Raw genomic sequence first — 20,697 nt, 5'->3', positions numbered from 1 at the left:
CGCCAACAAAAATCTAAGTATGGTTCAGGAGCAGGCAAATGGCAGGGAGACTTCGCGCCCGCCTGCCGGGACTCGCCTTAATGGTCCAGATAGAGATAGTGCATCCAGCTGGTCATACGCAGCAGGACTTTTCGCATCACCGAAACGTGGGTGAAATGGTCAGAGTAGACCGCAACCTGGGCAAAAATACCGTCCGGGAGCGCCTCGACGTCGGCATTCGGATCGAGCTCAATCGTTGCCAGAACGCCATCGGAGCCCGGCGTCATGGTCAGCGACTGCAGCGCGCCCTGCGCCTGATAGCTGCCGCCGGGCACCACCGGTAAAATAGCGGTCAGCTTGCCGTGAAAGACCTGCCCTGGCAGGGCGCTAAAGACCACCTCAGCGTCATCGCCGTTTTTCAGCCGCAGCAGCGAGTTTTGCCGGAACTGCGCTACGATCAGCCGCTTCTGTTCGGGGATAAACACCATCACCGGGCGCAGCGGTAGCGACGCCGCGTAGGTTCCGGGACGAATCAGCACCTGAGTGATGTAGCCGTTGCTCGGCGCGCGAACAACGGTCTGATCGAGGTTATATTTTGCCTCGGTCAGCTGCGCCCGCAGGCTGACGACCTGCGACTGCTCTCCGCCAACCATACTGTCCAGCTGGCTTTGTATCTGCGCCTGTTCCGCCACCGAGCCTTTCACCATCGCATCCTGAGCGAGGTAGTTTTGGCGGGCGTTATCAATGTCGCTTTCAGAAAACGGATTCACCCGCGCCTGGCTGCCTTTCAGGTAGCGCTGATAGTCTTTGTAAAGCCGGTCACGTTCTGCGGAAACGCGAACGGTATTGGCCTGCGCCTCCGAGAGCTGCGCCTTGAGGTTGTTAATACCGTGCAGCGCGGTGACCAGATCGGCCTGCAGCCTGTCCACCCTTGCCTGATAGCGCACGGGGTCGATAGTGAAGAGCACCTCGCCTTTACTCACCCGCTGGTTCGCTTTATCCGTCACGCTGCTGACCACGCCGGTGACCTGGGGCGTAATAGGGATAGAGACAACCGCCTTCTGCGCGGTGAAAGTATAGGGATGGTTGTAGTTCATTAATAAGATTAGCGCACTAACAATAAATATCCCGCCGAGCGCTGCGGTGGGTACCGTCCATTTATTTACCGGGATTTTAAATATTTTAAATATTGACCAGGCGAGCGCCACGTACGTCAAAATAATCAGCAGATCCATGGTTATTTCTCCGGGGATCGGGCGGAAGAGTGGCGTTCAGCGACTCTTTTCTCAAGGTCGGCAATACGCTGCTGGAGCTGCGCCAGGTCCTGTTCTTCTGTCGTTTCTGCAAGGCTTCCGTCCGGGCGATGCTGCATGCCCCAGCCGCGCTCGGGCCGATAGAGCGTGGCCCAGATCCACAGGAACGGCCAAATAACGTGGAGGGTAAAAAGGCTTACCCAGCCGGCGACGTGAATAGCATCTGCATGTGGGTGGTTACGCTTCTTCGCGATCAGGTAAGGAATATCATGCAGGATGATAATTCCATAAAAGATAACCAGAAATACGAAGATCAGAACGCCCAGCGCAAAATAATTGAGAAACATATTTTCCTCGAATTTACGCTAATAAATTATATCAATGTGTAGACAGTCAAATAGAACCCTGACTGATGATTTGATCATAATTCACGCATCTCATTTTTACCATATGGCGCAAAAAATCGATCGCCAGCGCGAGGCGGGTTGCCGTTACATTTCGACGGATGAAACGATGGCGAATCTGTCTGAGATCACAGGCGCTAAAAACAAGTCACGATATTTTGTGATTAACATCACATATAAACAATTATTCACAGATACAAAATTGCGATCTTTGTCACATTAAAGCGCATTTTCGGCACCAAATTATCCCTAAGCCGCTTTTTTGCACAGCCATTATGTGACGTGAGTCACTATATACACCGCGCGATCGCCTATATTCACGTGACACAGATCACACAAAGACCCGGTCACTGGACAGTTCTCCGATTCAGTGCCAGATTTCGCTTTATCAATCAGGGTCCGGCTTCCTCTGCCGCCACATTAACAACAAGCCTCAGGCTTTTAGCCTACGCGATAAGCAAAACAGAAAAAGGGGTGTTTTATGTCATCCGATATCAAGATCAAGGTGCAAAGCTTTGGTCGTTTCCTTAGCAATATGGTGATGCCAAATATCGGCGCGTTTATCGCGTGGGGTATCATCACCGCCCTATTCATTCCGACAGGATGGCTGCCAAGCGAAACGCTGGCGAAGCTGGTCGGCCCGATGATTACCTACCTGCTGCCGCTGCTGATCGGTTACACCGGCGGTAAGCTGATTGGCGGCGAGCGCGGCGGCGTGGTCGGCGCGATTACCACAATGGGCGTGATCGTCGGCGCGGATATGCCGATGTTCCTCGGCGCAATGATTGCCGGTCCGCTGGGCGGCTGGGCGATTAAGCATTTTGACAGCTGGGTAGACGGTAAGATTAAGTCCGGCTTCGAGATGCTGGTGAACAACTTCTCCGCCGGCATCATCGGGATGATCCTGGCGATTCTGGCGTTTCTCGGCATTGGCCCTGCGGTTGAAGTCCTGTCCAAAATACTGGCGGCAGGCGTTAACTTCATGGTGGTGCACGACATGCTGCCGCTGGCGTCTATCTTCGTAGAACCGGCGAAAATCCTGTTCCTCAATAACGCCATCAACCACGGTATCTTCTCGCCGCTGGGCATTCAGCAGTCCCACGAGCTGGGCAAATCAATCTTCTTCCTGATTGAAGCGAACCCGGGTCCGGGGATGGGCGTGCTGCTGGCGTACATGTTCTTTGGTCGCGGTAATGCCAAGCAGTCAGCAGGCGGCGCGGCAATCATCCACTTCCTCGGCGGTATTCACGAAATTTACTTCCCGTACGTGCTGATGAATCCGCGTCTGATCCTCGCCGTTATCCTCGGCGGTATGACCGGCGTGTTCACGCTGACTATCCTCAACGGTGGCCTGGTGTCTCCGGCTTCTCCGGGCTCCATCCTGGCAGTGCTGGCAATGACGCCGAAAGGTGCCTATTTTGCCAACATCGCGGCGATTGTTGCCGCTATGGCCGTCTCCTTCGTGGTCTCCGCCATTCTGCTGAAAACCAGCAAAGTGAAAGAAGAAGATGATATCGATGCGGCCACCCGCCGTATGCAGGATATGAAGTCAGCTTCCAAAGGCGCGGCGACTCCGCTGGCCGCCGGCGATGTTGCTAACGACCTGAGCCACGTGCGCAAAATCATCGTTGCCTGCGACGCCGGTATGGGTTCCAGCGCCATGGGTGCAGGCGTGCTGCGTAAGAAAGTACAGGATGCGGGACTGGGCAATATCTCCGTCACCAACTGTGCGATTAACAACCTGCCGCCTGACGTTGACCTGGTGATTACCCACCGCGACCTGACCGAACGCGCCATGCGCCAGGTACCGCAGGCTCAGCATATTTCGCTGACCAACTTCCTCGACAGCGGCCTGTACACCAGCCTGACCGAACGCCTGGTCGCGGCGCAGCGTCATACCGATAACGAAGAGAAGGTTCGCGGCAGCCTGAAGGACAGCTTTGACGCTGCCGACACTCAGCTGTTCAGGCTCGGGGCGGAAAATATCTTCCTCGGTCGTCACGCGGCGACCAAAGAAGAAGCCATTCTCTTTGCCGGTGAGCAGCTGGTTAAAGGCGGCTACGTTGAACCGGAATACGTGCAGGCGATGCTGGATCGCGAAAAGCTGACCTCCACCTATCTGGGTGAGTCCATCGCGGTACCGCACGGCACTATCGAAGCGAAAGATCGCGTTCTGAAAACCGGCGTGGTGTTCTGTCAGTACCCGCAGGGCGTGCGTTTTGGCGAAGAGGAAGATGACATTGCCCGTCTGGTCATCGGCATCGCCGCCCGCAACAACGAACACATCCAGGTCATCACCAGCCTGACCAACGCGCTGGACGATGAGACGGTGATTGAGCGCCTGACGCACACCACCAGCGTAGAAGAAGTGCTGGCGCTGCTGAACAAAGCGTAGCCCGTTGCCCGGACGCGGCGCCGACGCCGGCGTCCGGGATAACGAGAAAGAGACAAGCCTCTCTCCGCATGCGGAGAGAGGGTTAGGGTGAGGGAAAAGCCTCACCCCAGCCCTCTCAGGTAAAAACATTAATTGAAGGTTAATACTATGAAAGCATTACATTTTGGCGCAGGTAATATCGGGCGTGGCTTTATCGGTAAACTGCTGGCCGACGCGGGAATCACCTTAACATTTGCCGATGTGAATCAGGTCGTTCTGGATGCCCTTAACGCCCGTCATAGCTATCAGGTTCACGTGGTCGGCGAAAATGAGCAGGTGGATACCGTATCCGGCGTCAACGCCGTGAGCAGCATCGGCGATGAGGTCGTTGAGCTGATTGCCAGCGTTGACCTGGTCACCACCGCCGTCGGCCCGGTCGTGCTGGAGCGCATCGCCCCGGCCATTGCTAAAGGGCTGGTAAAGCGCAGGGCGCAGGGGCTTGAAGCCCCGCTGAACATCATTGCCTGTGAAAATATGGTACGCGGAACCACCCAGCTGAAGGGCCACGTCTTTAACGCGCTGGCCGAAGAAGACAAAGCCTGGGTTGAAGCCCACGTTGGCTTCGTCGATTCCGCCGTTGACCGTATTGTGCCGCCGTCCGCGTCCGCGACCCACGATCCGCTGGAAGTCACCGTGGAGACCTTCAGCGAATGGATTGTCGATAAAACCCAGTTTAAGGGCGCTCTGCCCGCCATTCCGGGCATGGAGTTAACCGACAACCTGATGGCATTTGTCGAGCGTAAGCTATTCACCTTAAACACCGGACATGCTATAACCGCCTACCTCGGAAAACTGGCGGGTCACCAGACGATTCGCGACGCGATCCTCGATGAGAAAATTCGCGCCGTCGTCAAAGGGGCCATGGAAGAGAGCGGCGCGGTACTGATCAAACGCTACGGCTTTGATGCCCAGAAGCACGCCGCCTATATCCAGAAGATTCTTGGTCGTTTCGAGAACCCGTATTTGAAAGATGACGTTGAGCGCGTTGGCCGCCAGCCGCTGCGTAAACTCAGCGCGGGCGACCGCCTGATTAAGCCGCTGCTCGGCACGCTGGAATACGCTCTGCCGCACCGAAACCTGGTGCAGGGGATCGCCGCTGCGATGCACTTCCGCTGCGCTGAAGACCCGCAGGCGCAGGAGCTGGCAGCGCTGATTGCCGAGAAAGGCCCGCAGGCTGCGCTGGCACAGATTTCCGGTCTGGATGCCGCAAGCGACGTGGTGCTGGAGGCCGTTAACGACTATAACGCCATCAAATGAGGCACGAACAGGCGCGGCACGAACCGCGCCCACTACTACTCCTGTCAGATATGCAGGCAATAATGGAAGAAACACAGGCATTTGAAAACCGCGTGCTTGAGCGTCTGAATGCTGGCAAAACCGTACGAAGCTTCCTGATCGCCGCCGTCGAGCTACTCACTGAGGCGGTTAATATCCTGGTGCTTCAGGTATTCCGCAAAGATGATTACGCGGTGAAATACGCAGTGGAACCGTTGCTGGACGGCGACGGGCCGCTGGGCGACCTTTCCGTACGCCTGAAGCTGATTTACGGCCTTGGGGTGATTAGTCGCGCCGAATACGAAGACGCCGAGCTGCTTATGGCCCTGCGCGAAGAGCTCAACCACGACGGTAACGAGTACGGTTTTACCGACGACGAGATCCTCGGGCCTTTTGGTGAGCTGCACTGCGTCAGCGCGCTGCCGCCTCTGCCGCTGTTTGATGAGAGTGATGAAGAACTGCTGGCAATGCAGAAGCTGCGCTACCAGCAGGTTGTACGCTCAACGATGATGCTGTCTCTGACCGAGCTGATTTCGAGAATCAGCTTAAAAAAAGCTTTTCAGAAACTAACGCTCTGATTCCCGCTCATGCTCATCGCAGGTTGGCCGATACAGCTGCCTGTAATACTCCAGACGACTGAGAAACAGCGCCTCTTTATTTTGCGGAATATCGCGCGGCACGTGCTGCAAGCGCGGGCATTTCTTCAGATACTCCATAAAAGCCTGGCTTGAAGCCATAAAATCAACCGTCTTATCGATAATATGCGGTACGCCGTCGCCAATTTTCGCCATTATGCCCTCCTCTTCTTAAGGATACTCTTATTAAGAATTAGCTAAAAAAAGGGTCGAGGTTAAGGAAAACGTGCTTATGTTTCGTCGAGCTTCACAGAATCGAAACTCAGCGCTATTTTATTAATAATACTTTTAGTATTCAAGTGATTAGAATTTACTTTGCAGGATACTTCGCGGGGAAAAGCCGCGGGATTTCGATAAATAACTACCCACAACAGCACTCACAGCCCATACTATATGGCGTCGAACCCCCTTTATTAATAGATTAAATCACCATGAATGAAGTCGAAAAGAATGAAATCAAGCGTTTGAGCGACCGTCTCGACGCCATCCGTCATCAGCAGGCCGATATGTCGCTGGTTGAAGCTGCGGACAAATACGCCGAGCTGGACAAAGAAAAAGAGACCATTGAAGCGGAAATCGAGCGCCTGCGCGATGTTCAGGGCCAGAAGCTGAGCAAAGAAGCGCAAAAGCTCATGAGCCTGCCGCACCGCCGCGCGATCACCAAAAAAGAGCAGGCCGATATGGGCAAGCTGAAAAAAAGCGTGCGTGGCCTGGTTATCGTGCACCCGATGACCGCGCTGGGTCGCGAAATGAAGCTCACGGAAATGACCGGCTTCTCTAAAATCGCCTTCTGATCCCCCTTCCCTCTCCGCCCGGAGAGGGGATTTTCCATTCTCAAGACGCTCCCTCTTCACACCGCTCCGATTGGCCCAACCAATTATTTCTTAAACCGTCAAATAGTTCACATATCCATCATTTTTCGTCACAACCATATTGCTCATTAATAACATTTGGTTAACCATTCGTTGTCGCTAACCCTACAACCCCCTATTGGCTGGGCCAATTTTACAAACGATGTGACCTGCAAGGAGCGCAGACTCAGCACAGCATCGTGGTGGCCCGATGGAGACCTGCATGAGCATCTGGCAACAAAATTACGATCCGGCCGGTAATATCTGGCTCTCAAGCTTTATCGCATCGCTACCGATTCTGTTTTTCTTTTTTGCCCTGATAAAGCTCAAGCTCAAAGGGTACGTTGCCGCTACCTGGACCGTCGCGATTGCGCTGTCGGTGGCGCTGCTGTTCTATAAAATGCCGGTCGATCGCGCGCTGACCTCGGTGGTTTACGGCTTCTTCTACGGCCTGTGGCCCATCGCCTGGATTATTATTGCCGCCGTATTCGTCTACAAAATTTCGGTGAAGACCGGGCAGTTCGAGATTATCCGCTCGTCCATTCTCTCCATTACCCCCGACCAGCGCCTGCAGATGCTGATCGTCGGCTTCTCCTTCGGCGCCTTCCTTGAAGGGGCGGCGGGCTTTGGTGCCCCGGTGGCGATTACCGCCGCGCTGCTGGTGGGCCTCGGCTTTAATCCTCTGTACGCCGCGGGCCTGTGCCTGATCGTTAACACCGCGCCGGTCGCTTTCGGGGCGATGGGGATCCCCATTCTGGTCGCCGGCCAGGTCACCGGTATCGACAGCTTCGCCATCGGCCAGATGGTCGGACGCCAGCTGCCGTTCCTGACGATCATCGTGCTGTTCTGGATTATGGCGATTATGGACGGCTGGCGCGGCGTCAAAGAGACCTGGCCTGCGGTCATGGTCGCCGGCGGCTCCTTTGCGATTGCGCAATACCTCAGCTCAAACTTCCTTGGCCCGGAGCTGCCGGATATCATCTCCTCGCTGGTGTCGCTGGTCTGTCTGACCCTGTTCCTCAAGCGCTGGCAGCCGGTGCGCATCTTCCGCTTTGGCGATATGGGCGCCGCGCAGGTCGATCAAACCCTGGCGCGCACGCATTACACCGCCGGACAGATCGTTCGCGCCTGGTCGCCGTTCCTGTTCCTGACCGCCACCGTCACGCTGTGGAGCATCCCGCCGTTCAAGGCCCTGTTTGCGCCGGGCGGGGCAATGTATGACTTCGTGATCAATATCTCCGTACCGTTCCTCGATAAGATGGTCGCGCGCATGCCGCCGGTGGTCAGCGCCGCGACGCCTTACGCCGCGGTGTATAAATTCGACTGGCTGTCGGCGACCGGTACCGCCATTCTGTTCGCGGCGATACTTTCCGTGGTCTGGCTGCGCATGAAGCCGAAAGACGCGCTGATCACCTTTGGCAGCACGCTCAAGGAGCTGGCGCTGCCGATTTACTCCATCGGCATGGTTCTGGCGTTCGCGTTTATCTCCAACTACTCCGGACTGTCGTCGACGCTGGCGCTCGCCCTGGCGCATACCGGCCACGCGTTTACCTTCTTCTCGCCGTTCCTCGGCTGGCTGGGAGTGTTCCTGACCGGTTCAGATACCTCGTCGAACGCGCTGTTCGCCGCGCTGCAGGCCACCGCGGCCCAGCAAATTGGCGTCTCCGATATCCTGTTGGTTGCCGCCAACACCACCGGCGGAGTCACCGGGAAGATGATCTCCCCGCAGTCCATCGCCATCGCCTGTGCGGCGGTAGGCCTGGTGGGCAGGGAGTCCGACCTGTTCCGCTTTACCGTCAAACATAGCCTGATCTTTACCTGTATGGTCGGCGTCATCACCACGCTGCAGGCCTACGTCTTAACCTGGATGATCCCGTGATAGTGATGCCAAAGCGCCTCGCCGATGACGTAGCCCAGCGCGTGCGGGAGCTGATTGAAGAACAAAACCTCGAGGCGGGCATGCGACTGCCCGCCGAAAGGCAGCTGGCCGCCCAGCTCGGCGTGTCGCGTAACTCGCTGCGCGAGGCGCTGGCGATGCTGGTTAACGAAGGGCTCCTGCTGAGCCGGCGCGGCGGCGGAACCTTTGTCCGCTGGCAGCACGAGGCGTGGTCGGAACAGAATATCGTGCAGCCGCTGAAAACGCTGCTCGCCGACGACCCCGACTACAGTTTTGATATTCTCGAAGCCCGCCACGCCATTGAGGCCAGCACCGCCTGGCATGCCGCGATGCGGGCAACCGATGCTGAAAAAGAGAAAATTCGCCTGTGCTTTGAAGCCACCCAGAGCGAAGACCCGGATCTGGCCTCCCAGGCCGACGTCCGCTTCCATCTGGCGATTGCCGAGGCGTCGCACAACGTGGTGCTGCTGCAAACCATGCGCGGCTTTTTCGACCTCCTGCAGTCGTCGGTCAAGGAGAGCCGCCAGCGGATGTACCTCGTGCCGCCGGTTTTCGCCCGCCTGACCGAGCAGCATCAGGCCGTGATGGACGCGATTTTTGCCGCTGACGCCGAGGGCGCGCGGCAGGCGATGATGGCCCATTTGGGCTTCGTGCACGCCACGATTAAACATTTTGATGAAGACCAGGCCCGGCAGGCGCGCATTACCCGCCTGCCCGGTGACCACAATGAAAATTCCAGGGAGAACTCGTGATGATTATTTCAGCCGCCAGCGACTACCGCGCCGCCGCCCAGCGTATCCTGCCGCCGTTCCTGTTCCACTATATCGACGGCGGTGCCTACGCCGAGCACACGCTGCGTCGCAACGTTGAGGACCTATCCGACGTGGCGCTGCGCCAGCGGGTGCTGAAAAATATGTCGGACCTGAGCCTGGAAACCACGCTGTTCAAAGAGAAGCTCTCCATGCCGGTGGCGCTGGCGCCGGTCGGGCTGTGCGGAATGTACGCCCGTCGCGGCGAAGTGCAGGCGGCGGGTGCGGCGGATGATAAAGGCATTCCCTTTACCCTTTCTACCGTTTCCGTGTGCCCGATTGAAGAGGTCGCCCCGACCATCAAGCGGCCGATGTGGTTCCAGCTGTACGTCCTGCGCGATCGCGGCTTTATGCGCAACGCGCTGGAGCGCGCGAAGGCTGCGGGCTGTTCCACGCTGGTCTTTACCGTGGATATGCCAACGCCGGGAGCCCGCTATCGCGACGCCCACTCCGGAATGAGCGGCCCAAATGCGGCGATGCGCCGCTACTGGCAGGCGATGACCCACCCGCAGTGGGCCTGGGACGTTGGCCTGAACGGCCGCCCGCACGACCTCGGCAATATCTCCGCCTATCTCGGTAAACCGACCGGCCTTGAGGACTATATCGGCTGGCTGGCCAACAACTTCGATCCGTCTATTTCATGGAAAGACCTGGAGTGGATCCGCGAATTCTGGGACGGCCCGATGGTGATCAAGGGGATCCTCGATCCGCAGGATGCGCGCGATGCGGTGCGCTTCGGCGCCGACGGGATCGTGGTTTCTAACCACGGTGGCCGCCAGCTCGACGGCGTTCTCTCCTCCGCCCGCGCGCTGCCCGCCATCGCCGACGCGGTGAAGGGCGATATCGCTATTCTTGCCGACAGCGGGATTCGCAACGGTCTCGACGTGGTGCGGATGATTGCGCTGGGCGCCGACAGCGTGCTGCTCGGCCGCGCCTATCTGTACGCCCTGGCGACGCACGGCAAGCAGGGGGTCGCGAATTTGCTGAACCTGATTGAGAAAGAGATGAAGGTGGCGATGACCCTGACCGGAACCAAAACCATCGGCGAAATCAGCCGCGATTCGCTGGTGCAAAACGCCGAAGCGCTGCAGACCTTCAGCGCGCTCAAGCCGGGTAACGCCGCGTAATCCGCCCGCCCGGCGCTCTCCCGCAGGGATGAGGGCCGGGGAAATATCTGCTATTCTGCCCTCGCCATCAAGAGCCTAATGAGACAGGGCAGCATGCTGAACATTGTACTATTCGAACCAGAGATCCCGCCGAACACCGGCAATATTATCCGCCTGTGCGCCAACACCGGCTTTAACCTGCATATCATCGAGCCGATGGGCTTCGCCTGGGACGATAAGCGTCTGCGCCGGGCCGGGCTGGATTACCACGAGTTTACCGCCGTTCAGCGGCATCGCGACTATGCGGCGTTTGTCGACAGCGCCAGGCCGCAGCGCCTGTTTGCGCTGACCACCAAAGGCACGCCCGCCCACAGCGCGGTGAGCTATCACGACGGTGATTTTTTGCTGTTTGGCCCGGAAACGCGCGGTCTGCCGGCCAGCATTCTTGATGCCCTGCCGGCGCAGCAGAAAATCCGTATTCCGATGATGCCGGACAGCCGCAGCATGAACCTGTCAAACGCGGTGTCGGTGGTGGTGTATGAAGCCTGGCGCCAGCTGGGGTATCCGGGCGCGGTGCTGCGTAGCTAAGCTGAGCCATTCACGGACTGCGGCGCGCTGCGCTTTATGCGGGTTAAGTCGCCCGCCCGCAATGCCCGGCGCTATCGGCGCAGTCAGATTGAAAGGGGTCGCGCATCGCCGCCACGTGCACGCAGCGCGTAAGGATGGCGAGCACCGCCCGGGTTCAGGCGGGCAGCTAAGATAGCCTGACGCTAGATCCCGTCGCCGTACTCAAACGTATGGTGGATGCCGTTAAAGTGCTGATCCATATCCATCGCCGGCTTATCGCTCTCCGGCTTGCCGACGATGCGCGCCGGAACGCCGGCGGCGGTGGTATGCGGCGGAACCGGCTGCAGCACGACGGAACCGGCGCCGATTTTGGCCCCGCGTCCCACTTCGATATTGCCGAGGATCTTGGCTCCGGCGCCAATCATCACGCCTTCGCGGATTTTTGGATGGCGATCGCCGCTGGTTTTACCGGTACCGCCAAGGGTAACGGATTGCAGAATTGAGACGTCGTTCTCGATCACCGCCGTTTCGCCAACCACAATGCCGGTGGCGTGGTCGAGCATGATCCCACGGCCAATATTCGCCGCCGGGTGGATATCGACCTGGAAGGAGACTGAGACCTGGTTTTGCAGGAAAATGGCCAGCGCACGCCGGCCCTGATTCCACAGCCAGTGCCCGATGCGGTAGGCCTGCAGCGCGTGGAATCCTTTGAGGTACAGCAGCGGCGTGGAGTATTTATCGACCGCCGGGTCGCGAGTACGCACGGCCTGAATATCACAGGCGGCGGCGGCGATCATTTCCGGGTCGGCGGCATAGGCCTCTTCCACCACTTCACGAATCGCGATGGCAGGCATAATCGGCGAGGCCAGCTTGTTCGCCAGCATATAGCTCAGGGCGCTGCCGAGGTTTTCGTGCTTAAGCAGCGTGGCGTGGTAGAAACTGGCAAGCATCGGCTCACAGTCAGCTAAAGCCCGGGCTTCGGCTTTAATATTATTCCAGACGATATCCAGTTCTTCACACGGCATTGCTGACTCCAGGCGATAGCATAATGACCGGCCAGTTCTATGCTGACCGGGTCATCGAGGTGACAAAGGTTCCTTTAAGGCTAATTGCTGCGCTCGTCCTTGCGTGCGCGACCTAATAGGGTCAATGCTGCCTCGCGCGCAATTTTTCCGCAATACAATACCTGATAAATTTCCTCGGTTATTGGCATTTCGACACCTAAACGCTGTGCCAGAACGCGAACTTCCTTGGTATTGCGGTAGCCTTCAACCACCTGACCAATCTTATCCTGCGCGCTTTGTACATCCATGCCCTCACCGAGCATCATGCCGAAGCGACGGTTACGCGACTGGTTGTCGGTACAGGTCAGTACCAAATCGCCCAGACCCGCCATCCCCATAAAGGTTTCCGGATCGGCGCCCAGCGCCGCGCCCAGGCGAGACATCTCGACCAGACCACGAGTAATCAGCGCGGTACGCGCATTGGCGCCAAAGCCGATACCGTCGGACATCCCGGCACCAATGGCGATAACGTTTTTCACCGCGCCGCCAAGCTGGACGCCAATAAAGTCCGGATTGATATAGACGCGGAAGCTTTTACCGCAGTGCAGCAGGTGCTGGAGATCGTCGGCAAACTGCGGATCCGTCGCGGCCAGGGAGATGGCCGTCGGCAGCCCTGCGGCCAGCTCTTTCGCAAAGGTTGGGCCGGAGATCACCGCCAGCGGAATATCTTCCCCCAGCGCTTCCCGCGCGACGTCCTGCAGCAGGCGACCGGTTTCAGCTTCGAGACCTTTCGTCGCCCACACCAGGCGCGCATCGGCACGCATCAGCGGCTTAATCTGGCGCAGAACCTGACCAAAGACGTGGCTCGGAACGACAACCAGAATATCGCGACTGGCGGCCAGGGCGGTCGACAGATCGCTCTCCAGATGCAGCGTATCGGGGAAGGAGACGTCGGGAAGAAAAGCGGCGTTGCAGCGATCGTTTTGCAGCGTCGCGATGTGCTTAGGGTCATGGCCCCAGAGCACAACGTGATGGCCATTTCTTGCCAGGGTGATGGCAAGAGCGGTGCCGTAAGAGCCGGCACCGATCACAGTCATTGCAGCATTAAGTTCGTTCATCAGGCATCCTGATGTTGTTCGGCACCTTCGCCAGCCTGCTGCTGCAGATAGTTCATGAACAGCGCATCGAAGTTCACTGGCGCAAGGTTCAGTTGCGGGAAGGTACCGCGAGAAACCAGGCTGGTAATGCACTCACGCGCATACGGGAACAGGATGTTCGGGCAGTATGCACCGAGGCAATGTGCCATCTGGTTGCCGTCAATGCCTTCGATGGAGAAAATGCCGCCCTGCTGTACTTCACACAGGAATGCGGTTTCTTCGCCCAGCGCGGCGGTTACGGTCACACGCAGCACCACTTCATAGACGCCTTCAGCCAGCTGGCTGGAAGCGGTATCCAGATCAAGTTTAACTTCCGGCTGCCAATCTTTCTGGAAAACTTGCGGAGCATTCGGCGCTTCGAAGGAGATATCCTTGGTATAAATACGCTGGATCTGGAAAGTCATTTCGGTGCTGTTTTGTTCTGACATAGTAAAACCCTTTCGTGTTGTCCTTAAATACGCCTACCCGGCCTGGGTGGACGCAAAATTAGCGCAGCAGGGGATCAAGTCCACCACGTGAATCAAGCGCATACAAGTCGTCACAGCCGCCAATGTGCTGTTCATCAATAAAAATCTGCGGGACCGTTGTCCGACCGCTGCGTTGGATCATCTCTTCACGCTTCGTCGCGTTGCCATCGATCGGCAGCTCGTTGAACGTCACGCCTTTGCTGTTCAACAGTGCTTTAGCACGCACGCAGAACGGGCAGGTCGCTTTGGTATAGATATCAATATTGGCCATGACTTCACTCCTGTTTTTACCCTGAGGATTTTAGGCCGCAGGCAAGGCGCTCCCCCAGCGGCTAGCCGCAAGGAGGGAACCCTGCTACGTCATAGAGGCGTGGGGTAAATTATTTGCCGCGTACCAGCGGAAGGTTTTCACCACTCCAGCCGGCAATGCCTTCTTTCAGTACAAAGACCTTCTCGAATCCGGCTTTATTCAGCGCGCTCGCAGGGTCTTGCGCCTGCATACCGGAACCGTCTACCACTATAATGGGTTGTGCTTTGTGCTTTTCCAACTCACCCACGTTATTTGCCTTGATATCGCTCGGCAGCAGGTTGAGGGAACCGGCAATGTGGCCTTTACGGAAATCGTCACGCTGACGCAGGTCGACAACGACCGCATCTTCTTTGTTGATCAGACGCGTCGCTTCACCACGGGTAATGACTTTAATTTTCGACGTCAGCCCTTTAAAGGTGGTGAACAGCACCGCACCCAGCAGCGCGATCCACGCGATGCTCAGGACGGGGTGACGGCCGACGAATTGCATAATTTCTTGCATGGGGGGTTACAACTCCCGACTAAGTGATAAAAAAACCAGGCAAGGAGTATACCTGTGCATTGCGGCAAATACAGCCAGTGAGCGTGATGTAATGCATTTTCTGCGGCACGCCACGAAAAAAATTCCCCCTTGCCGCTCCCCTGCGGCGCGGCCGCTCTCTTTCTTTGATCTTTTACGGTGATTTGATCGATTCAGCTGTAGTAAAATTACGCAAATTTTCTGTCTTTGAGCATGAGGTTGTCGCAATGTCGGTTTCTAAAAAACCTATGGTACTGGTCATTCTGGATGGCTATGGCTACCGTGAAGAGCAGCAGGATAACGCTATTTATAGCGCAAAAACTCCCGTTATGGACGCGCTGTGGGCGAAACGCCCTCATCTGCTGATTGATGCTTCAGGTCTCGAAGTGGGCCTGCCGGATCGCCAGATGGGCAACTCCGAAGTGGGCCACGTTAACCTTGGCGCCGGTCGTATCGTTTACCAGGACCTGACCCGTCTCGATGTTGAAATCAAAGAGCGGACGTTCTTTGCTAACCCGGTACTGACCGCGGCGGTAGACAAAGCGACGGCTGCGGGCAAAGCGGTTCACATCATGGGCCTGATGTCTCCCGGCGGCGTTCACAGCCACGAAGACCACATCATGGCGATGGTTGAACTGGCAGCGGAGCGCGGCGCGGAAAAAATCTACCTGCACGCGTTCCTCGACGGCCGCGATACTCCGCCGCGCAGTGCGGAAAAAACGCTGGCGAAGTTCGAAGATAAATTTGCCGCCCTCGGCAAAGGCCGCGTGGCCTCTATTATCGGTCGCTACTACGCGATGGACCGCGACAACCGCTGGGATCGCGTCGAGCAGGCGTATAACCTGATGACCCTGGCACAGGGCGAGTTCCAGGCCGATAGCGCCGTTGCCGGTCTGCAGGCCGCCTACGCCCGTGATGAAAACGACGAGTTCGTTAAAGCCACCGTGATCCGCGCCGCCGGCCAGGCCGATGCGGCAATGGAAGACGGCGATGCGCTGATTTTCATGAACTTCCGCGCTGACCGCGCCCGTGAAATCACCCGCGCCTTCGTCAACGCTGATTTCGACGGCTTTGCGCGTAAGAAAACGGTTAAGCTCGATTTCGTGATGCTGACCGAATACGCCGCGGATATCAAAGTCGCCTGCGCCTACCCGCCGGCTTCTCTGGAAAACACCTTCGGCGAATGGATGGCCAAAAACGATAAAACGCAGCTGCGTATCTCCGAAACGGAAAAATACGCGCACGTCACCTTCTTCTTTAACGGCGGCGTCGAAGAGCCGTTTAAAGGCGAAGAGCGTATTTTGATCAACTCTCCGAAAGTCGCGACCTACGATCTGCAGCCGGAAATGAGCTCCGCCGAGCTGACTGAAAAACTGGTTGCGGCCATCAAAGGCGGCGAGTACGACACCATCATCTGCAACTATCCAAACGGCGATATGGTCGGCCACACCGGGGTTATGGAAGCGGCGATTAAAGCCGTTGAAACGCTGGATAACTGTGTCGAACAGGTGGTTAACGCAGTCGAAGCCGCTGGCGGCCAGCTGCTGATCACCGCCGATCACGGCAACGCTGAGCAGATGCGTGACCCTTCTACCGGACAGGCTCATACTGCCCACACCAACCTGCCGGTACCGCTGATCTACGTCGGTGATAAAACCGTGAAAGCGGCCGCAGATGGCAAACTTTCCGATATCGCGCCGACCATGCTGTCGCTGATGGGAATGGAAATCCCGCAAGAGATGACTGGCAAGCCGCTGTTCATCGTGGAATAATCCTTCCCCATGAGGGGAAAGGCGACTTATTCAAATACATGGATCGCAACCACGGTGCGATCCGTTCTTTACGCCAGCGCGTTTAGCGCTGGCGTATTGCTGTGCGCCGTACCTGCCCACGCGGACGATCGCGATCAGCTAAAATCCATTCAGGCCGATATTGCCGCTAAACAGCGTGCGATACAGCAGCAGCAACAGCAGCGCGCTTCCCTGCTCGCTCAGCTAAAGAGCCAGGAAGAAGCCATCTCCGCCGCTGCCCGCAAGCTGCGCGAAACCCAGGCCACCCTGACCCAGCTGAACAAGCAGATTGACGAGATGAACGCCTCTATCGCCAAACTGGAGCGTCAGCGCGCCTCGCAGGAGCGCAACCTCTCCGCCCAGCTGGACGCCGCGTTTCGTCAGGGGCCGCACACCGGCATGCAGATGATCCTCAGCGGCGAAGAAGGCCAGCGCAACCAGCGTATCCAGGCCTACTACGGCTATCTCAACCAGGCCCGTCAGGAGACCATCGCGCAGCTGAAGCAAACGCGTGAAGAAGTCACCGCGCAAAAAGCCGAGCTGGAAGAGAAGCAGAGCCAGCAGCAAACGCTGGTCTACGAGCAGCGCGCGCAGCAGGCCAAGCTTGAGCAGGCGCGTAACGAGCGTAAAAAGACGCTTTCCGGCCTCGAATCCTCCATTCAGCAGGGGCAACAGCAGCTGGGCGAAATGCGGGCCAACGAATCGCGTCTGCGCGGTCGCGTTGCCCAGGCAGAAGCGGCGGCTAAGGCTCGCGCGGAGCGCGAAGCCCGCGAAGCGCAGGCGGTCCGCGATCGCCAGCAGGACGCCTCCCGCAAAGGCACCACCTACAAACCATCTGAAAGCGAACGTTCGCTGATGTCCCGTACCGGCGGACTGGGTTCGCCGCGCGGCCAGGCCTACTGGCCGGTTCGCGGCACGCTGCTTCACCGCTATGGCGAACAGCTGCAAGGTGAACTACGTTGGAAGGGGATGGTTATCGCCGCGTCTGAAGGCACCGAGGTCAAAGCGATTGCCGATGGCCGGGTGATCCTCGCCGACTGGCTGCAGGGCTACGGCCTGGTGGTGGTCGTTGAGCACGGTAAAGGCGATATGAGCCTGTACGGCTATAATCAAAGCGCGCTGGTCAGCGTCGGGACTCAGGTCCGGGCAGGCCAGGCAATTGCCCTCGTCGGCAGCAGCGGCGGTCAAGGCCGTCCGTCGCTCTATTTCGAAATTCGTCGCCAGGGTCAGGCGGTCAATCCACAGCCGTGGTTGGGAAGATAAGTTTTGCTTCAATTTCGCAGAATTGCACTCGCGGTAGCCGGTACGCTGGCTTTCGCAGCGCCAGCTTTTGCTGGCAAACTCTCCATTGTTATTGACGACTTTGGCTATCGTCCACAGACGGAAAATCAGGTGCTGGCGCTGCCGGCCACCGTCTCCGTCGCCGTGTTACCTAATGCTCCGCACGCCCGTGAAATGGCGACCAAAGCGCACGGCCTCGGCCATGAGGTGCTCATTCACCTACCGATGGCGCCGCTCAGCAAACAGCCGCTGGAAAAAGACACTCTGCGCCCGGATATGAGCAGCGCGGAGATCGAGCGCATCATCCGTGAAGCCTATGGCAAAGTGCCGTACGCCGTGGGGCTGAACAACCACATGGGCAGCGCAATGACCTCCAGCCTGTTCGGTATGCAGAAGGTGATGCAGGCGCTGGAACGCTACAATCTCTACTTCCTCGACAGCGTGACCATCGGCAATAGCCAGGCGATGCGTGCCGCGCAGGGTACCGGGGTGAAGGTGATTAAGCGCAAGGTGTTCCTCGACGATACGCAGAATGAAGCGGATATCCGCGTTCAGTTCAACCGGGCGATCGCCCTGGCGCGGCGTAACGGTTCGGCGATTGCTATCGGCCACCCGCACCCCACCACGGTGCGCGTGCTGCAGCAGATGGTCTATAGCCTGCCGTCGGACATTACCCTCGTGCGCCCGAGCAGCCTGCTCAACGAGCCGCAGGTGGATACCTCCACGCCAAATACCGCGCCGCCGTCGCAGACAGCGCCGCCAACGAAGCCGCGTAATCCGTTCCGCGGCGTGAAGTACTGCAAGCCGAAGCATCCGCCTGAGCCGGTGTACGCCAGCCGGTTCTTTAGCATCCTCAGCGAAAGCATTAGCCAGAGCGCGCTGGTGCAGTATTACCAGCTGAAATGGCAGGGCTGGGATACGCCGACGAACTAGAGAGATCGGGAACCCGGGCGCTTTTCCGCCACGGGCTCCCGTTTATCCCCCTCGGCATACCAGGCTTTAAAATATTTCAGGAAGCTGTAGAAGGTGGCGTATAGCCCGGTCACCAGCCCTACCTTCCCACGACGCCACGCCCCGCTGAACAGATACCACTTAAAAAACGCACCAATCGCGCTGATAGCGGCGCGGCTCAGCGACGGCCTGATCTTCTGGTGCTTCACCAGCCGGGTGGTATAGCTATTGAGCTTATGAAAGACTTCATGCAGCGAGTAGAAGGTATCGTGACGCACGCGGCCGGGCAGCCTGATTGAGCGGCTGTGGCCGACGACGCGATCGTCCACCGGGCGATCGTTAAAGGCCGCCACGGTGCGGTTGAATAAGCGGACCGGGTAATCCGGCGATGAAACGGGGTAAATGGTTCTGACCGCCTCCCCCAGAACATACCAGTAGCGCGGCAGACGCCACGCGCAGTCAGGATCGATCTCCTCCCCGGCTTTGAGCCTTAGAATGGCAGCCACCGCCTCGGCATCAAGGATTTCGTCACTGTCCATACACAGCACCCAGTCATGGCTGGCCAGCGCCGTGGCGTAGTTCATCTGCGCTCCGTGGGCGGTATAGGCGTGGTGATGAACCTGCAATCCGAACTGCCGGCAGATATCCAGCGTCGCATCCGTGCTGCCTGAATCAACGACAATACACTCGTCCGCCACTTCTAATAGCGGGGGCAAAACCTCCCGCAGCAGGCGGGCGGAATCACAGGTCAGCAGGCATACAGTGAGTTTAAGCATAGTGTTTATAAGGTTTAGCGGTGATTAAACAAAATGTATAAACGAACAGGCCGAAAATCGATTTAGAAATAGTGCTTTTACGATGAAGTACGCTTGAAATGTTATCCAAATCTAAATAAAAAAAAGCGCCCGCAGGCGCTCAGAATATGCGTTAGCAAAACGAGTATCGGTCTGCTAACGCGGCGGACAACGGACCTTTAATCCCAGCTCAGAATCACTTTACCCGACTGGCCGGAGCGCATCGCGTCAAAGCCCTGCTGGAAATCATCAATGCCGAAACGGTGGGTGATAATCGGCGACAGGTCTAAACCTGACTGGATCAGCGCCGCCATCTTGTACCAGGTTTCAAACATCTCGCGACCGTAAATCCCTTTGATGAACAGGCCTTTAAAGATGACCTTGGTCCAGTCGATGGACATATCGGATGGCGGAATACCGAGCATCGCAATACGGCCACCGTGGTTCATGGTGTCCAGCATGGTGCGAAACGCCGGCGGCGCGCCGGACATCTCCAGACCCACGTCGAACCCTTCGGTCATGCCCAGTTCGGCCATCACGTCGGCAAGGCTCTCCTGCGCAACGTTAACCGCGCGGGTAACGCCCATCTTGCGCGCCAGGCCCAGACGGTATTCGTTGACGTCGGTGATCACCACGTTGCGCGCGCCGACGTGCTTAGCGACCGCCGCCGCCATGATGCCAATCGGGCCGGCGCCGGAAACCAGCACATCTTCGCCGACGAGGTCGAAGGAGAGCGCGGTGTGGACAGCGTTTCCAAAGGGGTCAAAAATCGACGCCAGATCGTCAGAAATGTTGTCAGGAATTTTGAAAGCATTGAAGGCCGGGATCACCAGATACTCGGCAAAACAGCCGGGACGGTTAACGCCAACCCCAATGGTGTTGCGGCACAGGTGAGTACGCCCGGCGCGACAGTTACGACAGTGGCCGCAGGTAATATGACCTTCGCCGGAAACGCGATCGCCCAGCTTAAAGCCGCGAACTTCCTGACCGATACCCACGACTTCACCGACGTATTCGTGCCCTACCACCATCGGCACCGGGATGGTCTTCTGCGACCACTCGTCCCAGTTATAGATGTGTACGTCGGTACCGCAAATTGCGGTCTTACGGATTTTAATCAGCAGATCGTTGTGGCCGACTTCCGGTTCCGGTACGTCGGTCATCCAGATGCCTTCTTCCGCTTTCAGTTTGGATAACGCTTTCATCTCACACC

The 20,697-nt window shown here is 57.6% G+C and carries 21 protein-coding genes; 11 read left to right on the top strand and 10 right to left on the bottom strand.

Annotated features, from left to right (window positions below):
• Positions 1–77: 77 nt before the first annotated feature.
• Together HCK03_RS00770 and HCK03_RS00765 are read right to left on the bottom strand one after the other, a co-directional pair.
• Complete coding sequence (locus HCK03_RS00770; protein ID WP_041143189.1) at positions 78–1,214, bottom strand: HlyD family secretion protein; 1,137 nt, start codon at positions 1,212–1,214, stop codon at positions 78–80.
• Positions 1,215–1,216: 2 nt separating this feature from the next.
• Positions 1,217–1,579, bottom strand: coding sequence for a DUF3302 domain-containing protein (locus HCK03_RS00765; protein WP_041143190.1), 363 nt, complete (start codon positions 1,577–1,579; stop codon positions 1,217–1,219).
• 538 nt (positions 1,580–2,117) lie between these two features.
• On the opposite strand from HCK03_RS00765, the gene HCK03_RS00760 reads away from it, so the two are divergent.
• The 3 genes from HCK03_RS00760 to mtlR all read left to right on the top strand — a co-directional run bounded on the left by HCK03_RS00760 (position 2,118) and on the right by mtlR (position 5,923).
• Positions 2,118–4,031: a PTS mannitol transporter subunit IICBA gene (locus HCK03_RS00760; protein WP_041143191.1), complete on the top strand. Its 1,914-nt coding sequence runs from the start codon at positions 2,118–2,120 to the stop codon at positions 4,029–4,031.
• A gap of 147 nt (positions 4,032–4,178) precedes the next feature.
• A complete protein-coding gene (gene mtlD, locus HCK03_RS00755; protein WP_076946265.1) occupies positions 4,179–5,327 on the top strand; it encodes a mannitol-1-phosphate 5-dehydrogenase in 1,149 nt (382 codons plus the stop codon).
• Positions 5,324–5,923, top strand: a complete 600-nt coding sequence (gene mtlR / locus HCK03_RS00750) for a mannitol operon repressor MtlR (protein ID WP_083708723.1) — start codon at positions 5,324–5,326, stop codon at positions 5,921–5,923. Before mtlD ends, mtlR begins: the two co-directional genes overlap by 4 nt.
• On the opposite strand, the gene HCK03_RS00745 is transcribed toward mtlR, so the two are convergent.
• Positions 5,912–6,136 carry a hypothetical protein gene (locus tag HCK03_RS00745; RefSeq protein ID WP_041143194.1) on the bottom strand — a complete coding sequence of 75 codons (225 nt, stop codon included), beginning with the start codon at positions 6,134–6,136 and terminating at the stop codon, positions 5,912–5,914. The genes mtlR and HCK03_RS00745 overlap by 12 nt on opposite strands.
• A gap of 275 nt (positions 6,137–6,411) precedes the next feature.
• Between HCK03_RS00745 and HCK03_RS00740 the strand changes: the two genes are divergently transcribed.
• The 5 genes from HCK03_RS00740 to trmL all read left to right on the top strand — a co-directional run bounded on the left by HCK03_RS00740 (position 6,412) and on the right by trmL (position 11,231).
• Positions 6,412–6,774 carry a YibL family ribosome-associated protein gene (locus HCK03_RS00740; protein ID WP_041143195.1) on the top strand — a complete coding sequence of 121 codons (363 nt, stop codon included), beginning with the start codon at positions 6,412–6,414 and terminating at the stop codon, positions 6,772–6,774.
• A 280-nt stretch (positions 6,775–7,054) separates the two neighbouring features.
• Complete coding sequence (gene lldP, locus HCK03_RS00735; RefSeq protein WP_041147484.1) at positions 7,055–8,710, top strand: L-lactate permease; 1,656 nt, start codon at positions 7,055–7,057, stop codon at positions 8,708–8,710.
• Positions 8,707–9,480 (top strand): transcriptional regulator LldR, encoded by a 774-nt coding sequence (lldR, locus tag HCK03_RS00730; protein WP_041143196.1) that lies wholly within the window; start codon positions 8,707–8,709, stop codon positions 9,478–9,480. Before lldP ends, lldR begins: the two co-directional genes overlap by 4 nt.
• Complete coding sequence (gene lldD / locus HCK03_RS00725) at positions 9,480–10,664, top strand: FMN-dependent L-lactate dehydrogenase LldD (RefSeq protein WP_041143197.1); 1,185 nt, start codon at positions 9,480–9,482, stop codon at positions 10,662–10,664. Before lldR ends, lldD begins: the two co-directional genes overlap by 1 nt.
• A gap of 93 nt (positions 10,665–10,757) precedes the next feature.
• Positions 10,758–11,231, top strand: coding sequence for a tRNA (uridine(34)/cytosine(34)/5-carboxymethylaminomethyluridine(34)-2'-O)-methyltransferase TrmL (trmL, locus tag HCK03_RS00720; RefSeq protein WP_167691025.1), 474 nt, complete (start codon positions 10,758–10,760; stop codon positions 11,229–11,231).
• Between the two features lie 182 nt (positions 11,232–11,413).
• On the opposite strand, the gene cysE is transcribed toward trmL, so the two are convergent.
• The 5 genes from cysE to HCK03_RS00695 all read right to left on the bottom strand — a co-directional run bounded on the left by cysE (position 11,414) and on the right by HCK03_RS00695 (position 14,650).
• The gene (gene cysE, locus HCK03_RS00715; protein WP_041143199.1) at positions 11,414–12,235 is read right to left on the bottom strand and encodes a serine O-acetyltransferase; all 822 of its coding nucleotides are present in this window, start codon (positions 12,233–12,235) and stop codon (positions 11,414–11,416) included.
• 80 nt (positions 12,236–12,315) lie between these two features.
• Complete coding sequence (gene gpsA / locus HCK03_RS00710) at positions 12,316–13,332, bottom strand: NAD(P)H-dependent glycerol-3-phosphate dehydrogenase (protein ID WP_041143200.1); 1,017 nt, start codon at positions 13,330–13,332, stop codon at positions 12,316–12,318.
• Positions 13,332–13,799, bottom strand: coding sequence for a protein-export chaperone SecB (gene secB / locus HCK03_RS00705; RefSeq protein ID WP_041143201.1), 468 nt, complete (start codon positions 13,797–13,799; stop codon positions 13,332–13,334). Before secB ends, gpsA begins: the two co-directional genes overlap by 1 nt.
• A gap of 58 nt (positions 13,800–13,857) precedes the next feature.
• Entirely contained in the window at positions 13,858–14,109 is a 252-nt protein-coding gene (gene grxC, locus HCK03_RS00700) for a glutaredoxin 3 (RefSeq protein WP_041143202.1), read from the bottom strand.
• A gap of 109 nt (positions 14,110–14,218) precedes the next feature.
• Positions 14,219–14,650: a rhodanese-like domain-containing protein gene (locus tag HCK03_RS00695; RefSeq protein WP_076946268.1), complete on the bottom strand. Its 432-nt coding sequence runs from the start codon at positions 14,648–14,650 to the stop codon at positions 14,219–14,221.
• 245 nt (positions 14,651–14,895) lie between these two features.
• Between HCK03_RS00695 and gpmM the strand changes: the two genes are divergently transcribed.
• Genes gpmM through HCK03_RS00680 form a run of 3 tightly spaced genes read left to right on the top strand, consistent with a single transcriptional unit; the run spans position 14,896 to position 18,672 of the window.
• Positions 14,896–16,440 carry a 2,3-bisphosphoglycerate-independent phosphoglycerate mutase gene (gene gpmM, locus HCK03_RS00690; protein ID WP_041143204.1) on the top strand — a complete coding sequence of 515 codons (1,545 nt, stop codon included), beginning with the start codon at positions 14,896–14,898 and terminating at the stop codon, positions 16,438–16,440.
• Positions 16,441–16,449: 9 nt separating this feature from the next.
• Positions 16,450–17,721, top strand: coding sequence for a murein hydrolase activator EnvC (gene envC / locus HCK03_RS00685; protein ID WP_041143205.1), 1,272 nt, complete (start codon positions 16,450–16,452; stop codon positions 17,719–17,721).
• Positions 17,722–17,724: 3 nt separating this feature from the next.
• Positions 17,725–18,672, top strand: a complete 948-nt coding sequence (locus HCK03_RS00680; protein WP_041143206.1) for a divergent polysaccharide deacetylase family protein — start codon at positions 17,725–17,727, stop codon at positions 18,670–18,672.
• Here the strand turns inward: HCK03_RS00680 and HCK03_RS00675 are convergent.
• Both HCK03_RS00675 and tdh read right to left on the bottom strand, forming a co-directional pair.
• Complete coding sequence (locus HCK03_RS00675; RefSeq protein ID WP_167691024.1) at positions 18,669–19,466, bottom strand: glycosyltransferase family 2 protein; 798 nt, start codon at positions 19,464–19,466, stop codon at positions 18,669–18,671. The two genes, HCK03_RS00680 and HCK03_RS00675, sit on opposite strands and share 4 nt — an antisense overlap.
• 197 nt (positions 19,467–19,663) lie before the next feature.
• Positions 19,664–20,689 carry an L-threonine 3-dehydrogenase gene (gene tdh / locus HCK03_RS00670; protein WP_041143208.1) on the bottom strand — a complete coding sequence of 342 codons (1,026 nt, stop codon included), beginning with the start codon at positions 20,687–20,689 and terminating at the stop codon, positions 19,664–19,666.
• Between the last annotated feature and the right edge of the window lie 8 nt (positions 20,690–20,697).

It is taken from the genome of Klebsiella terrigena (assembly GCF_012029655.1).
Lineage (GTDB): Bacteria > Pseudomonadota > Gammaproteobacteria > Enterobacterales > Enterobacteriaceae > Klebsiella > Klebsiella terrigena.
Note: the sequence above shows the minus strand (reverse complement) of the source record. Positions and strands in the feature narration are given on the sequence as shown.